The sequence below is a fragment of the Paraburkholderia sp. BGA-UO-ETr-F21 genome, from assembly GCF_059567925.1.
Genome location: NZ_JCAQOY010000005.1, coordinates 26,239 through 42,320, shown reverse-complemented (window position 1 = coordinate 42,320; position 16,082 = coordinate 26,239). Strand labels below are relative to the sequence as shown.

At 63.8% G+C, this 16,082-nt stretch carries 11 protein-coding genes; 9 read left to right on the top strand and 2 right to left on the bottom strand.

Translation table 11 applies throughout. The annotated features are described in order from the left end of the window. The first annotated feature begins 53 nt into the window (after positions 1-53). The 6 genes from AC57B1_RS01635 (at position 54) to AC57B1_RS01610 (ending at position 9,362) form a co-directional block, all read left to right on the top strand. Positions 54-1,622, top strand: coding sequence for a tetratricopeptide repeat protein (locus AC57B1_RS01635; protein WP_496416381.1), 1,569 nt, complete (start codon positions 54-56; stop codon positions 1,620-1,622). 423 nt (positions 1,623-2,045) lie between these two features. Beyond that, positions 2,046-2,645, top strand: coding sequence for a TetR/AcrR family transcriptional regulator (locus AC57B1_RS01630; RefSeq protein WP_091796739.1), 600 nt, complete (start codon positions 2,046-2,048; stop codon positions 2,643-2,645). 99 nt (positions 2,646-2,744) lie between these two features. Then, on the top strand, positions 2,745-4,532 hold the full coding sequence (locus AC57B1_RS01625; RefSeq protein ID WP_496416380.1) for an acyl-CoA dehydrogenase C-terminal domain-containing protein: 1,788 nt from the start codon (positions 2,745-2,747) through the stop codon (positions 4,530-4,532). A 138-nt stretch (positions 4,533-4,670) separates the two neighbouring features. After that, the gene (locus AC57B1_RS01620) at positions 4,671-7,106 is read left to right on the top strand and encodes a 3-hydroxyacyl-CoA dehydrogenase/enoyl-CoA hydratase family protein (protein ID WP_496416379.1); all 2,436 of its coding nucleotides are present in this window, start codon (positions 4,671-4,673) and stop codon (positions 7,104-7,106) included. 131 nt (positions 7,107-7,237) lie between these two features. Beyond that, a complete protein-coding gene (locus tag AC57B1_RS01615; protein ID WP_496416378.1) occupies positions 7,238-8,437 on the top strand; it encodes an acetyl-CoA C-acyltransferase in 1,200 nt (399 codons plus the stop codon). Between the two features lie 154 nt (positions 8,438-8,591). Then, entirely contained in the window at positions 8,592-9,362 is a 771-nt protein-coding gene (locus AC57B1_RS01610; protein ID WP_496416377.1) for an enoyl-CoA hydratase, read from the top strand. Positions 9,363-9,494: 132 nt separating this feature from the next. Here the strand turns inward: AC57B1_RS01610 and fdhD are convergent, their stop codons facing one another. Then, complete coding sequence (gene fdhD / locus AC57B1_RS01605; protein WP_496416376.1) at positions 9,495-10,334, bottom strand: formate dehydrogenase accessory sulfurtransferase FdhD; 840 nt, start codon at positions 10,332-10,334, stop codon at positions 9,495-9,497. A 149-nt stretch (positions 10,335-10,483) separates the two neighbouring features. On the opposite strand from fdhD, the gene AC57B1_RS01600 reads away from it, so the two are divergent. Beyond that, complete coding sequence (locus tag AC57B1_RS01600; protein WP_408302521.1) at positions 10,484-10,960, top strand: nitrate reductase associated protein; 477 nt, start codon at positions 10,484-10,486, stop codon at positions 10,958-10,960. 217 nt (positions 10,961-11,177) lie between these two features. Then, positions 11,178-14,288 (top strand): sensor domain-containing protein, encoded by a 3,111-nt coding sequence (locus AC57B1_RS01595; protein WP_496416375.1) that lies wholly within the window; start codon positions 11,178-11,180, stop codon positions 14,286-14,288. Between the two features lie 19 nt (positions 14,289-14,307). Here AC57B1_RS01595 and AC57B1_RS01590 read toward each other — a convergent pair whose 3' ends face one another. After that, complete coding sequence (locus AC57B1_RS01590; RefSeq protein WP_408302525.1) at positions 14,308-14,922, bottom strand: glutathione S-transferase; 615 nt, start codon at positions 14,920-14,922, stop codon at positions 14,308-14,310. 159 nt (positions 14,923-15,081) lie between these two features. Between AC57B1_RS01590 and AC57B1_RS01585 the strand changes: the two genes are divergently transcribed. After that, positions 15,082-16,014, top strand: a complete 933-nt coding sequence (locus tag AC57B1_RS01585; protein WP_408302527.1) for a LysR substrate-binding domain-containing protein — start codon at positions 15,082-15,084, stop codon at positions 16,012-16,014. The last annotated feature ends 68 nt before the right edge of the window (positions 16,015-16,082 follow it).

Here is a 16,082-nt window from a genome sequence, read left to right as displayed (position 1 = left end):
GCAACCGGATCGGCGGCGTCATGCTTACGCATCCGGATACGCATTCGCCAAACATGTCCACTTTCCCTTCATCGCAGGCAGTCGACCTTTCGCGTCTCCATGACGAGGCCGTGCACGCCTATCAAACAGGCCGCCATGACGTGGTGCAGACACTGGTCGAGCGGATCCTCGCCGAGGATGCCGAGCATGTCGGCGCCATTCACTTGCGAGGCCTGCTTGCGCTGGCGTCCGGCGAGGCGCACGACGCGCTGCGCTGGCTCGAGCGCGCGATCCGGATTCGGCCGGAGCCGATTCTGTTCAACACGCTCTACGCGATTCGGCTGAACCTGGGAGATTTCGCCGGCGCGGTGCAGAGCATTCGCCAGGGACTCGCGATCCAGCCTGACTTTGCCGCGTTTCACTACAACCTCGCGTTGACGCTGCAACATCTCGGTCATATCGAGGACGCCGCGGTGGGCTATCGGCGCACGCTCGAACTCGATCCGGACAACTCGGCGGCGCATAACAATTTTGGTCGCGTTTGCGCGGACCTCGTCGCAATGGACGAAGCCGAGCGTCACTACCGGCGCGCGATCGAACTGGCGCCCGCCAACCTCGTCGCGCGTAATAACCTTGCTATGGCTTTGCTTGCGACCGGCCGCTACGACGAAGCGTGGCCGTATTTCGAGGATCGCTGGGTCAGTTTCAAGCTGCCCGATGGCCGCCCCGCGCCCGCGCCGGTGGAAGTGCCGCTGCCGCGCTGGCCGGGCGAGGGCGTGTTTCACGTTCAAGGCGCGCAAGCGGCGGGCGCATCGGCGCAATGCCTTCTCGTGCTTCACGAGCAAGGCTTGGGCGACAGCTTGCAGTTCGTGCGCTATCTGCCGCTGGCGCTTGCGCACTTTGCCCGGGTCGGCTATGTGTGCCCGCCGGCCTTACGGCGTCTCTATGAACGGTCATTGTGTTCACGCTGGCCGGGCCTCGTGTTGCTCGACGCTGTGCCCGCCGATCTGGCGCAGTGGGACCGCTATATTCCGTTGATGTCGCTGCCAATGGCGTTCGCCACGCAAGTGGCGACAATCCCGGCCGCGCTGCCATACCTCCATGCCGACGCCCGGCTCGCCGCCGCCTGGCGCGCGCGGCTCGAAGCGCTGCCGGCCCCGCAGCTGCCGCGCGTTGGCGTCGTGTGGGCGGGCGGTCATTCCGGCATTGCCGTGGACCGTTTGCGCAGCCTCGCTGCCGTGCAAATCGCACCTTTGCTGGCGATGCCTCACGTGCGCTGGATCAGTCTGCAAAAGACCGACGATCCCGCCAAGCTTCCCGACGCCGCCGCCCGGGCGCACCTGATCGACTGGACCGATGAAATCGCCGACTTCGCGGACACCGCGGCGCTGATCGACAACCTCGATCTGGTGATTTCGGTCGATACCTCGGTCGCCCATCTCGCCGCGGCAATGGGCAAGCCGGTCTGGCTGCTCAACCGTTTCGCGGGTTGCTGGCGCTGGCTGTATGGCCGGGACGACAGCCCGTGGTATCCCGGATTGCGTCTTTTCACGCAGACAAGGCGCGCCGATTGGCATGACGTGCTGGCGCGGGTTGCCGCTGCTCTTACCCAGACTTTCCCACGGCAAGACAACGGGTCCTGATGCGGTGCGTTCCCTTCCCGCATGTTCCTGGCGAGCGACCCTGAGCCGGCCGCCGAAGTAGCGGCAACACCTTGTCGGGCCGGCGTCTAACGAGACGATCGCCGGTCGTTGCGCGCTGCGATTCACGCTGTCGCGGTGGCCTTCCTATACTCGTGATATGCCGAATCCTTCTGGATTCGCGCCGACTTGCTGCATGATATTGGCCGGCTGGACTAATCAGGGAAGCGAGCCTTTCGGCAGGCAAAGACTGCCTCAAGGCAAACGCCTCTAAAAAATCTCATTCCTCTGATTGACGGATGCCGCAGAATTGAAACCAGGTTAGAAACCGGTTTCTAATAAAGTCCTTGTTTCGCGGACGGCAGCACTCAATAATAGTACGGCCGTTCGATTTTCTTTCGGTCACATTAGAACGGTAAAAAAGCTATGCGAAAAGGCGAACAGACGCGAGCCGCAATTCTCGAAGCAGCACTTGATCTGGCCAGCCGCGACGGACTCGAAGGTCTGACGATCGGCTTGCTGGCTGAGCGCATGCAGATGAGCAAAAGCGGTGTGTTCGCGCATTTCGGGTCGCGCGAGGATCTGCAGGTTGAAGTCGTGCGCGAATATCACCGTCGTTTCGAAGACGAGGTGTTCTTCCCGAGTTTGCGCGAGCCTCGTGGATTGCCGCGCTTGCGCGCGATGATTTCCCGCTGGATCGAGAAACGCATTCAGGAAGTCACTACCGGCTGTATTTATATCAGCGGCGCCGTCGAATACGACGACCGCGCGGATAACCCGGTGCGTGAACAACTGGTGTCGAGCGTGACGATCTGGCGTGCGGCGCTCACTCGCGCGATTTCGCAGGCAATGGAAGAAGGGCATCTGCGCGCCGACACCGATCCGCAACTGATGCTGTTCGAACTGTACAGCTTCACGCTCGGTCTGCATCACGACGCGCGCTTCCTGCACTTGCCGGATGCGGTGCGTCTCACGTGGGCCGCGCTGGAAAAATTGATTGTTTCGTATCAGAGCGAAAGCCGTTAGCGGCGTCGCCGCCAACTAAGGCGGATTCAGCGGCGCAGAAAGTTCCGATCCACGGACTCAGCTAACGGCCTGGCTTCTTGTCAAACTTGGGAGAGAGTCATGGGACAGTACGCCGCGCCGCTGCGCGACATGCAATTCGTGTTGCACGAACTGCTTAACGTCGAAGCCGAAATCAAGCAGATGCCGAAGCACGCGGATCTCGATGCCGACACGATCAACGCGGTGCTCGAAGAGGCCGGCAAATTCTGCTCCGAAGTATTGTTCCCGCTCAACCACAGCGGCGACCAGGAAGGCTGCACATACGCCGGCGACGGCGTCGTGACCACGCCGAAGGGCTTCAAGGAAGCCTATGCGCAGTACGTCGAAGCCGGCTGGCCCGCACTGGGCTGCGATCCGGAATACGGCGGCCAGGGTCTGCCCGCGTTCGTCAATAACGCGCTGTATGAAATGCTGAACTCGGCGAATCAGGCGTGGACCATGTACCCGGGCCTCTCGCACGGCGCGTACGAGTGTCTGCATGCGCACGGCACGCCGGAATTGCAGCAACGCTATCTGCCGAAGCTCGTCGCCGGTGTGTGGACCGGCACGATGTGTCTGACCGAACCGCATTGCGGCACGGACCTCGGCATTCTGCGCACCAAGGCCGAACCGAACAGCGACGGCTCGTACGCGATCAGCGGCACGAAGATTTTCATCTCCAGCGGCGAACACGACCTCGCGGAGAACATCGTTCACCTGGTGCTGGCGCGTCTGCCAGATGCGCCCAAGGGCACCAAGGGCATTTCGCTCTTCATCGTGCCGAAGTTCGTGCCCAACGAGGCGGGCGAACCGGGCGAGCGCAACGGCGTGAAGTGCGGCTCCATCGAGCATAAGATGGGCATTCACGGCAACGCCACCTGCGTGATCAATCTGGACAACGCCAAGGGTTGGCTGGTCGGCGAGCCGAACAAGGGCTTGAACGCCATGTTCGTGATGATGAACGCCGCGCGCCTGGGCGTCGGCATGCAGAGCCTGGGTCTGACCGAAGTCGGCTATCAGAACTCGTTGGTATATGCGAAAGAGCGTCTGCAGATGCGTTCGTTGACCGGCCCGAAGGCGCCCGAAAAGGCGGCTGATCCGATCATCGTGCATCCGGATGTGCGCCGCATGCTGCTCACGCAAAAGGCCTACGCCGAAGGCGCCCGCGCTTTTTCGTACTGGTCCGCGCTGCATATCGACAAGGAACTGTCGCACGCTGACGAATCGGTGCGCAAGGAAGCCGCCGACCTCGTCGCGCTGCTCACGCCGATCCTGAAAGCGTTCCTTTCGGACAACGCGTTCGAGAGCACCAACCACGCCATGCAGATCTACGGCGGCCACGGCTTCATCGCCGAGTGGGGCATGGAGCAGTACGTGCGCGACGCGCGCATCAACATGATCTACGAAGGCACCAACGCGATTCAGGCGCTCGACCTGCTCGGCCGCAAGATCCTCGGCGACATGGGCGCGAAGATGAAGAAGTTCGGCAAGCTCGTGGCCGAATTCGTCGAAGCCGAAGGCGTGAAGCCGGAGATGCAGGAGTTCATCAACCCGCTCGCCGACATCGGCGAAAAGGTGCAAAAGCTGACGATGGAAATCGGCATGAAGGCCATGCAGAACCCGGACGAAGTCGGCGCCGCCGCCGTGCCGTATCTGCGCACGGTCGGCCACCTGGTGTTCTCGTACTTCTGGGCGCGCATGGCACGTATCGCGCTGGACAAGGAAGCATCGGGCGATCCGTTCTACAAGGCGAAGCTCGCCACGGCACGCTTCTACTTTGCGAAGCTGCTGCCGGAAACGGCCATGACGATCCGTCAGGCGCGTGCCGGCTCGAAATCGATGATGGAAGTCGACGAAGCGCTGTTCTAAGCCGCTGTTTTCAGGCGTCAGGCAATCCCATCAAGTCAGGCGCCGCGCGTGTCGAACTCGCGGTGTCTCTCCTCAAACACACAACGCGAAGCGTCCATTGAAGCTTCGCGATCTCGCATAACTCTCCGGAGGAACGACGTGAGCAATCTGATCATTCGCAAGGTAGCCGTGCTCGGCGCCGGCGTGATGGGCGCGCAGATCGCCGCGCACCTGATCAACGCCAAGGTGCCGGTGCTGCTGTTCGATCTGCCCGCAAAAGAAGGCCCGAAGAATGCGATCGCGCTGAAGGCGATCGAGAATCTGAAGAAGCTGTCGCCGGCGCCGTTCGGCGTGAAGGACGACGCGCAATACATCCAGCCCGCGAACTACGACGACGACATCGAGAAGCTCGCCGAATGCGACCTCGTGATCGAAGCGATTGCCGAGCGCATGGACTGGAAGCACGACCTGTACAAGAAGGTCGCACCGCATCTCGCGCCGAACGCGATTTTCGCGACCAACACGTCGGGTCTGTCGATCACCGAACTGTCGAATGGTTTCTCGGACGAGCTGAAGTCGCGCTTTTGCGGCGTGCACTTCTTCAATCCGCCGCGCTACATGCACCTGGTCGAACTGATCCCGACCGCGACCACGCGTCCGGAAATCCTCGACCAACTCGAGTCGTTCCTGACCAGCGTGGTCGGTAAGGGCGTTGTGCGTGCGAAAGACACGCCAAACTTCATCGCCAATCGCGTGGGGATTTTCTCGATTCTCGCCGTCGTCACCGAAGCCGCGAAATTCGGTCTGCGTTTCGACGAAGTGGACGATCTGACGGGCGCACGTCTGGGCCGCGCGAAGTCGGCCACCTTCCGCACCGCCGACGTGGTCGGTCTGGACACGATGGCGCACGTCATCAAGACGATGCAGGACACGCTGAAGGACGATCCGTTCTATCCGGTCTACGAAACGCCGGCCGTGCTGGCCGAACTCGTGAAGAAGGGCGCGCTGGGTCAGAAGACCGGCGGCGGCTTCTACAAGAAGGAAGGCAAGGCGATCAAGGTGCTCGACGCGAAGACGGGCGAGTACGTGGACGGCGGCGCGAAGGCGGACGAACTGGTCGGCCGCATCCTCAAGCGCCCGCCGGCGGAGCGTCTGAAGCTGCTGCGCGAATCGCAGCATCCGCAGGCGCAGTTCCTGTGGGCGATTTTCCGCGACGTGTATCACTACATCGGCGTGCATCTGGAGTCGATCGCCGACAACGCGCGCGACGTCGATCTGGCGATCCGCTGGGGCTTCGGCTGGAACGAAGGCCCGTTCGAAGGTTGGCAGACGGCCGGCTGGAAGCAGGTCGCCGAGTGGGTGCAGGAAGACATCGCGGCGGGCAAGGCGCTCTCGAACGTGCCGCTGCCGTCGTGGGTGCTGGAAGGTCCGGTGGCCGAGAAGGGCGGCGTGCATACGAACGAAGGTTCGTGGTCGCCGGCTTCCAGGACGTTCGTACCGCGCTCGTCGCTGTCGGTGTACGACAAGCAGGTGTTCCGTGCGCCGCTCGTCGGCGAAACCGCGGCTGATCCGAAGACCTACGGCAAGACGCTGTTCGAAACCGACGCCGTGCGCGCATGGGTCGACGATCGCGCCGGCGAGAACGACGTGCTGATCGTGTCGTTCAAGAGCAAGATGAACACGATCGGACCGTCGGTGATCGACGGTCTGACGCAGGCGATCGAACTGGCCGAAAAGGAGTACAAGGGCCTGGTGGTGTGGCAGCCGACGTCGCTGAAACTCGGCACGCCGGGCGGTCCGTTCTCCGCGGGCGCCAACCTCGAAGAAGCGATGCCCGCCTTCATGATGGGCGGCGCGAAGGGCATCGAGCCGTTCGTGAAGAAATTCCAGCAAGGCATGCTGCGCGTGAAATACGCCAGCGTGCCGGTCATTTCGGCCGTGTCGGGCATCGCGCTCGGCGGCGGTTGCGAACTGGCGCTGCATAGCGCGAAACGGGTCGCGCACATCGAAAGCTATATCGGTCTGGTGGAAGTCGGCGTGGGTCTTGTGCCGGCGGGCGGCGGCCTGAAGGAAGCGGCGCTGCGCGCGGCGGAAGCGGCGACGCAAGTCGGTGCGACCAACGACCTGCTGAAGTTCGTGCAGAAGTCGTTCGAAAACGCGGCGATGGCGAAGGTCTCGGCCTCCGCGCTCGACGCTCGCGCAATGGGCTACCTGAAGCCGTCCGACACGATCGTGTTCAACGTATTTGAACTGCTCGACGTCGCGAAGAAGGAAGCGCGCGCGTTGTCGGCGGCGGGTTACCGTCCGCCGCTGCGGGTCACGCAAGTGCCGGTGGCCGGCCGCTCGGCGATCGCGACCATCAAGGCGTCGCTCGTCAACATGCGCGATGGCCGTTTCATCAGCGAGCACGATTTCCTGATCGCAAGCCGTATCGCGGAAGCGGTGTGCGGCGGTGACGTGGAAGCGGGCAGTCTGGTCGATGAAGAGTGGCTGCTGCAACTCGAGCGTCGCGCGTTCGTCGATCTGCTCGGCACGCAAAAGACGCAGGAACGGATCATGGGCATGCTGCAAACCGGCAAGCCGGTGCGCAACTGAGCGACCAACGCGATAAGACTGCATGGGACCGGAGTAAGCGCTAAAGCGCTAACTCCGGTCGACCGCGATAAGGCTGCATGGGACAGCAGTAAGCGCTAAAGCGCTAACTGCTGCCGACAAAGGAGATTCAGATGGCAAAGCAACTGCAAGACGCATACATCGTCGCCGCGAGCCGCACGCCGATCGGCAAGGCGCCGCGCGGGATGTTGAAGAACACGCGCCCCGACGAACTGTTGGTGCACGCGATCAAGTCGGCCGTGGCGCAAGTGCCCGGCCTCGACACGAAGGTGATCGAAGACGCGATTATCGGCTGCGCGATTCCGGAAGCGGAACAAGGCCTGAACGTGGCGCGCATGGGCGCGCTGCTGGCCGGCCTGCCGAATACCGTCGGCGGCGTGACGGTGAACCGCTTCTGCGCGTCGGGCCTGACGGCGCTGGCGATGGCGGCGGACCGCATCCGCGTCGGCGAGTCGGACGCGATGATCGCGGGCGGCTGCGAATCGATGAGCATGGTGCCGATGATGGGCAACAAGCCGTCCATGTCGCCGCATATCTTCGATCGCAATGAAGACATCGGCATCGCATACGGCATGGGTCTGACGGCCGAGAAGGTCGCCGAGCGCTGGAAGATCAGCCGCGAAGCGCAAGACGCGTTCTCGGTCGAATCGCACCGCCGCGCGATCGCCGCGCAGCAAGCCGGCGAGTTCAACGACGAAATCGCCGCGTACACGATCACCGAGCGCTTCCCCGATCTCGCCACCGGCGAAGTCCGCGTGAAGACCCGCGAAGTCTCGCTCGACGAAGGTCCGCGCGCGGAAACCTCGCTTGAGGGTCTGGCCAAGCTGCGCGCGGTGTTCGCGAACAAGGGGTCGGTGACGGCGGGCAACAGCTCGCAGACCTCGGACGGTGCGGGCGCGCTGATCGTGGTGTCGGAAAAAATGTTGAAGGAATTCAACCTGACGCCGCTCGCGCGTTTCGTCAGCTTCGCCGTGCGCGGCGTGCCGCCGGAAATCATGGGCATCGGCCCGAAGGAAGCGATTCCCGCCGCGCTGAAAGCCGCCGGCCTGAAGATCGACGACCTGGACTGGATCGAGCTGAACGAAGCGTTCGCCGCGCAATCGCTGGCGGTAATTCAGGACCTCGGTCTCGATCCGGCGAAGATCAACCCGCTCGGCGGCGCGATCGCACTCGGCCACCCGCTGGGCGCGACGGGCGCGATTCGTGCGTCGACCGTGGTGCATGGTCTGCGCCGCCGTAACTACAAGTACGGCATGGTGACGATGTGCGTCGGCACGGGCATGGGCGCAGCGGGCATCATCGAGCGCCTGTGAGCGTGACTGGCCCGGTGTTCAGCCCGGCGTTCGCTTCGGTCCACACGGCGAGCTTCGGGGCGACCCCCGGAGCGGCCCATTAGGCACCGCGCAACGGTTCGCAGGCCATCCGGCTTGCGAACCGTTTTTACATTCTGAGCAGGAGTACGAGGAGATGACGATGGATATTCTGGTCGAGCGTGCCGACGGCGTGCTGACGATTGCCTTCAACCGGCCCGACAAGAAGAACGCGATCACGGCAGCGATGTATCAGACAATGGCCGATGCGCTAGTCGAAGCGCAAGGCGACGCGGCGGTGCGCGCCATCCTGATTCGCGGCAGCGCGGGCATTTTCAGCGCCGGCAACGATCTCGAAGATTTCATGAAGACGCCGCCGATGGGCGAAAACGCGCCGGTGTTCCAGTTCCTGCGCGCGATCAGTTCGGCGGAGAAGCCGGTGGTGGCGTCGGTGGCGGGCCCGGCGGTTGGGATCGGCACGACCTTGCTGTTGCATTGCGATCTGGTCTACGCCGCCGACACGGCGAGCTTCTCGCTGCCGTTCGCGCAACTCGGCCTGTGCCCGGAAGCGGCGTCGAGTCTGCTGTTGCAGCGTGTGGGCGGCTATCAGGCGGCGGCGGAAAAGCTGCTGCTCGGCGAAGCGTTCGACGCCGCCGAGGCACAACGCATGGGCTTCGTGAATCGCGTGCTGCCCGTCGCCGAAGTCGACGGTTTCGCCGCTTCGCAAGCCGCGAAGCTGGCCGCGCTGCCGGCCTCGTCATTGCGCGTGACGAAGAGCCTGATGAAGCGCGCGAGCCACCAGGAACTGCAAACGCAGATGTCGGAAGAAGCCGTGCATTTCGGCAAGATGCTTCTCGCGCCCGAAGCCCGCGAGGCGTTCAAGGCGTTCTTCGAGAAGCGCAAGCCGGACTTCCGGCAGTTCGACTGAGCGGTGCGCCGGAGCGCTTGAAGCACTGTGAGCGCGAGCGTTCTGGCGTAGAACGGACTGCCCAGCTTGGGCGGACTACGCCTTTTTGCACGGCTGGAGGTTCGCCCGCTCGTAACTCAGGCGCGTCGCCGTTCAAAGCTGCGCCGGCTGCAACGTATCGTAGTCGACGTAGCTCTTCTCGCGGCAGAAGCTCACCAGCCGCACGCCCGCCTTGCGGGCAATCGCAATCGCCAGCGACGACGGCGCCGAGATCGTCGCGACCATTGGCACGCCAACGCGCGCCGCCTTGCGCACCAGCTCATAGCTCGCGCGGCTCGAAAGAAACACGAAACCCTCTCTGGTATCCACGCGATCGAGCACGAGCTGGCCGATCAGCTTGTCGAGCGCGTTGTGGCGGCCCACGTCCTCGAACGCATAGCGGATCGCGCCTGCCGCGTCGCACCATGCGGCGGCGTGCAGGCCACCGGTCAGCCGCGTCAATGCCTGATGCTCGGGCAGTTCGCGGGCGGCGCGCGCAATCGCATCCGGTGCGAGCCGTTGCAGGAAACCGGTGTCCGGCACGCGCTCCGGTTCCAGATCCAGCAGATCGATGCTTTCGATACCGCACACGCCGCAGCCGGTTCGCCCGGCGAGCGCACGGCGCTTTTCCTTCAACGCGACGAACGCCTGCTGCACGACCTGCAATTGCACTTCGGCGTGCGGCAATTCGCCGTCGTCGTGCAGTTCGACCTCGATGTCCTGAATGTCGCTGCCGCGTTCCACGATCCCTTCGGAAATCGCGAATCCGACCGCGAACGCCTCCAGATCGCGCGGCGTGCACATCATCACCGCATGCGAAATGCCGTTGAAGACCAGCGCGACCGGCCATTCCTGACCGACGTGGTCGGTCACGGTCTCGACTTCGGCGCCGCGATGCCGGCGCACCTGGCGCTCCACCGCGCCCGGTTGCCCGCTTGTTTCCAGTTCGTCCAAGCTTGTCACTCCTTTGCCATGCCGCGCGCGCCTGAGCGGCAGGTGGGCTCGCGGGTTGCCGCCAGGCCGTGCCGCCGTCGCGCGAATAAGGTTCTAAAATACCTCAAGCTGGGCTTGAGCGTTGCCCGCCATCCACGAGGGACACTGTCATGGGACTCAACGAAGCGCCGCTTCTGTTCAACTTCGAGGTCGAGTCTTCGGAGAATTTCACTTACATCCCGATGTCGGTGCGCTTCAACCTCGACCGGTTCGGGCTGCGCATCTCGCTTCAACAATGGCAACTGTTGCCGCTGGAAGACCGCAAGCTGCTGGCGCGTTTCCCGGTCGAGGAAGATGCGGAGATCGAGCCGAACTTCGATCACGCCCTGTTCGAAATGCTGCGCACCCATGCGAACGTCGAGCCGGAGTGGTTCACGCCCGAGGAAGCGCCGGCCTGGCGCCGCACGGATAGCGTGCCGGAGGGCATCGCGCATCAGGCGCAACTGGCCGGCATCGTCGCGCCGGGTGTGGCCCGTTGGGCCGAACTCGATCCGTTCAAGCGCTACGTGCTCGCCAAGCTGTCGCGCAAGCCGGAGGCCAACCACGACTTCGTCCCGGCCATGAAGGAGTTCGGTGCGGCCGGCTAGGTGCGGCCGGCTAGGTGCGGCCGGCCCGGTTGCGATCGGTCAGCCGCACCGGCCACGAGTTGCCGGCCACGTTTTTTTCATTCGCCACCCTCAACCTGTTCCGAACGCTGCCGTTATCCATGGGTTGGCGCGTAAAGAAAATCCGTATCGATGCGGCCCGATGCATCGAAATCGACCGCGCGCTCCCCGCCCGCAGAACGATTGACGTTCGGAACCCATGACTCCTTTTCTATCGAAGCGGCTGCTGATCAACATCGCGGTCGTCGCCGCGGCGGTTGGCGCGAACGCGTTCGTCGCCTACACGCAGATTTGCGGCCAACGCGACGCGGACGCGCGCATGCTGCGTTCGACGAGCGTACGCCAGAACCTCGACGCCTACCAGTCGGCGCTCGACGGCGGTCTCGCCGCGCTCGGCCGCTTCGAGGCGTCGGGCGAGTCCGCGCCGGCAGGTTCCGCTGCCGCGATGGTCACGACGCTTGCGCGTCTGGAGCGCGACTTGCGCAGTGAATTTGCCGGCGAACCCGCCATGCTCGCCGCGCTCGCCAGGCTGAGCGCGGACAGTCATGCGTTGCAACACGATATCGACGACGCGCTGCTCAGGAGCGCCGGCGCCGGGCCGAACGCCTCGCGCGCGTGGGCGGCGTCGACCTATACCCATCTCGGGCTCGGACTGGATCGTGTGGAAGCCGCGCTGGCCTCGCTGCGCGGCGAGGAGAATCGCGCCTTGCGGGCGTCGCTCGCGGCGTCGGCAAGCGAAACCCAGCGGGCCATGTTCCTGCTGATCGTGACGATGCTGGCCGGCAGCGTGCTGCTGATCTACACGTTCGGCGTTCGCGAAAACAGCGCGCGCGAGAAGCTGCGCAGCGTGCGCGCGCTCGGCCGCCACGACGAACGCTTTCGCGGCCTGTTCGACGAACATCCGGTGCCGATGTACATCGTGGATCGCGAGACGCTGCGCTTTCTCGCCGTCAACGCGGCCGCGATCCAGCAATACGGCTATTCCGAAAGCGAGTTTCTCGGCATGACGATTCGCGCGATCCGGCCGCAAGCGGAAATCTCGCGTCTCGAATCGCATCTGCAGCGCAGCGACGCCAGCCAGCATGGCCGTACCATGGCGGGCATCTGGCATCACCGGCGCAAGGACGGCTCGACGATCAGCGCCGACATTTCGTATCACGCGCTGAACTTCATGGGCCGCGGTGCGTTCTTCGTACTGGCCGACGACGTCACCGACCAGATCAACGCCGAAGCCGAAGCACACCGTTCGAACCAGATGCTCGAAGCGGTGATCGACAATATTCCGCAGCGCATTTTCTGGAAGGACATGGAGTCGCGCTACCTCGGCTGCAACATGGCGTTCGCGCGCGATGCGGGACTCGCGTATCCCGAGCAGGTGGTGGGCAAGAGCGACGCCGACATGCCGTGGCGCGACTTCTCCAGCCTGCTGGGCGACCATGACCAGGAAGTCGTGAGCACCGGCGTGCCGAAGATGAACTTCGAGGTCGATCTGGTGATCGACGGCGTGCACCGCACCACGGTCACGAGCAAGCTGCCGTTCACCGACGGCGACGGCCGCGTGATCGGCGTGCTCGGTTCGTACACGGACATCACCGAGCGCAAGCGCGCCGATCTGGCCTTGCGTCTGCAAAGTCGCGCGCTCGATGCCAGCGTCAACGCGATTCTGATCACGGCGCCGTCGCCCACGGGCAATCTGATCGAGTACGTGAACCCCGCGTTCATGCGCATTACCGGCTACGACGCCGCCGAGGCGATTGGTCACGATTGCCGCCTGCTGCAGCGCGACGACCGCGACCAGGAAGGCGTCGCGCTGATCCGTCAGGCACTCGCGGCGAACCGTGAGGTCAGCGCGGTGGTGCGCAACTATCGCAAGGACGGCGCGCTGTTCTGGAATCAGCTCTTCATCGCGCCGGTGCCGAATCAGGACGGGGTGATCACGCATCACATCGGCGTGATCAACGACGTGACGGACCTGATGCGCTATCAGGAGCAGCTCGAATATCAGGCCAACTACGACAGCCTGACGCGCCTGCCGAACCGCAATCTGCTGCGCGACCGTCTGCAGCATGCGTTGGTCGTCGCGCAACGGCATCACAAGGGCGTCGCGGTCGTGTTCATCGATCTGGACGGCTTCAAGAACGTCAACGACAGCCTCGGCCACAGTGTCGGCGACCGTTTGTTGAGCGTGGTTGCCGAGCGCCTCGCCCGTTGCACGCGCACGAGCGATACGGTGGCGCGGCACGGCGGCGACGAGTTCGTGATCGTGATGACCGATACCGTCGACGAACAGTCGCTGATCGCGTGGATGGAGCGCGTGCGCGTGTCGATCTCCGAGCCGGTCTGGCTCGACGGCACCGAACTGTATGTCGGCTGCAGCATGGGCGCGAGCCTCTTCCCGCAAGACGGCGAAGATGCCGAAACGCTGATGAAGAAGGCCGATCTCGCCATGTATCGCGCCAAGGACATGGGCCGCAACACGTTCCAGTTCTATCAGCCGGAAATGAACGCGAGCGCGGGCACGCGCCTGAATCTCGAACGGCGTTTGCGCCGCGCGTTGCGCGACAACCAGTTCCTGCTGCACTACCAGCCGCAGGTGGATATCGAGAGCGGACAGATCGTCGGCACCGAGGCGCTGGTACGCTGGTGCGATCCGGAAGTCGGCCTGGTGCCGCCGTCGTCGTTCATTCCGGTGGCGGAAGAAAGCGGGCTGATCGGGCCGCTCTCGGAGTGGGTGTTGCGTGAAGCGTGCCGGCAGAACAAGGCGTGGCAGGACGAAGGCCTGCCGCCGGCGCGTGTCTCGGTGAATTTGTCGGCGCGGGTGTTCCAGCAGCGCGATATCGCCAAGCTCGTCATGCAGGTGCTGGCCGAGACCGGCCTCGCGCCGCAATATCTCGAACTCGAGCTGACCGAAAGCACCATCATGCGCAACGCCGAAGAAGCCGTGTCGATGCTCAACGAACTGCACGCGCTCGGCATCGGCCTTGCCATCGACGACTTCGGCACCGGCTATTCGAGTCTCAGCTATCTGAAGCGTTTCCCGGTGGATCGCCTGAAGATCGACCGCTCATTCGTCTCCGACATTGGCGTGTCGGGCGACGACGAAACGATTACCTCGGCGATCATCGCGCTCGCCCACTCGCTGAAATTGCAGGTAATTGCCGAGGGCGTGGAGACGTCCGCGCAGCTCGACTTCCTGAAAGAGCGCGCATGCGACGAGATGCAGGGCTTTTACTTCGCGAAGCCGTTGTCGACCGACGCGATGTCGGAACTGCTGCAGGGTGGCGTGGGGCGCGAACTGGCGATGGTTTGAGCGTTCGCGCCCGGCGCGCTCATTGTGCCGGCGTGCTCAGGAAAGCCGGCAGGTCTTCCGCCATGTCGGAAAACGACTGCAGGAAGGGATGGGCAGTCTTGCTCACCATGCCGGGCAACATCATCTGCGTGAATTGCCAGGCCACCGCCACGGTGACGTCAGCCGCGTCGAACTGGTTGGCTTCGATCGGCAGTGCCGTTGCCGCGAGGTCGCGTTCGAGTTCCGCGTAAGCGGCGGATAACTGCGTGCTTACGCGGTCGATCCATGGCTCATGCTGCTTTTCCACCGGACGCAGATTGCGTTCGTAGACGATCTGCACGGTTTTCTCGCACGCGGCAAGCGCGAGTCCAGTGAGATGGGCGGTGCGCAATGCGGCCTCGGGCTGGGTCGGGAAAAGTCGCTGGTCCGGCCCGGCGAGCGTGGCGAGGTACTGGAGAATCACCGTCGAGTCCATCACGGTCTGGCCGTTGTCGGCGATCAGCGTGGGCGCCTTGACGACGGGGTTGATTCTCGCGAACTGGTCGTAGGTGCGGAACACCGAGATCGCCTCGTGCTCGAACTCCAGCTTCAGCAATTTGAGGCAGATAGCGACCCGGCGTACGTAGGGCGAATCCAGCATTCCGATCAGTTTCATCTCATTCCCGTTAGAACATCTATCATGAGGCGCCCGGCTCCGCGGCTCCCACGGTTCCCCTGTCTGTAAGGGATAAGGGCGCTTTGAGCCAATAGATTAAGCATCTACGGGCAGCAAAAAAAGCGACAATTAACGACGATTTACGTCAGAATTTCTTACATGAAGCCAATCCCGCCTTTGACCGCGTTGCGCTGCTTCGAAGCCGTCGCCCGCCTGGGTGGCGTGACGCAAGCCGCGCGCGAACTGCATGTCACGCACTCGGCGGTGAGCCAGCAAATCAAGGTGCTGGAAGATTCGATGGGCATCGCGCTCTTCATGCGCGAGGCGCGCGGGCTGCGGCTGACCGAGGAAGGGCGGCTCTACGCGCTCGACATCCGCATGGCGCTGCGCGACATCACGCATGCCACGCGCCGTGCGCAGGCCCGCCCGCACGAAAGCGAACTGGTGATCACGACCTTGCCGTCGTTCGCTCAGCATTGGCTCGTGCCGCGCCTCGCTAGTTTTCGCGAGGCGCATCCGTACTACCGGATCCGGCTGCTGACGAGTTTGCAGGTGGAGGATTTCCGCCAGGGCGTGAGCGATATCGGCATCCGCATGGGGCAGGGGCATTGGCCCGACGTCGCGCAGCAGAAGCTGTTCGACGACGACATGGTGGTGGTCGCCGCGCCCCATTTCGCGCTCGCGCCGAACGGCCGCTTTCCCGTCACCGCCCTGGACGTGATGGCCTGTCCGTTGATCTCGAGTCCCGATACACCGTGGCATGACTGGTGTCAGGCGGCGCAGGTGGCGGAGCCGGCCGACGGGGCTGTGGTGCTGTCGGCGAGCGATTCGAATATCGTGATCGGCGCCGTGCTGCATGGCCAGGGTGTCGCGCTGGAACGGCGCAGCCTGGTCGCGAATGCGCTGGCGCGGGGCGACCTGCTGCAGATCACCGATATTCGCGTGCCCTATCGTTACCCGTACTGGCTGGTGTGGCAGCAACGCGAAATTCTCGACGCCTCGCAGGCGCATTTCGCGCAGTGGATCGAAGGGCAGGTCGACGTCTATCTGCGCGGTAGCGGGGCAGCGGTGGTGGCGAATCGTGCCGGTTAGCCCGCGTGGGTTCGCGCTGAGCAGGTCATGACGCCTGGGCTCCGATGCGTGGGCAGTGATGCGCGAGC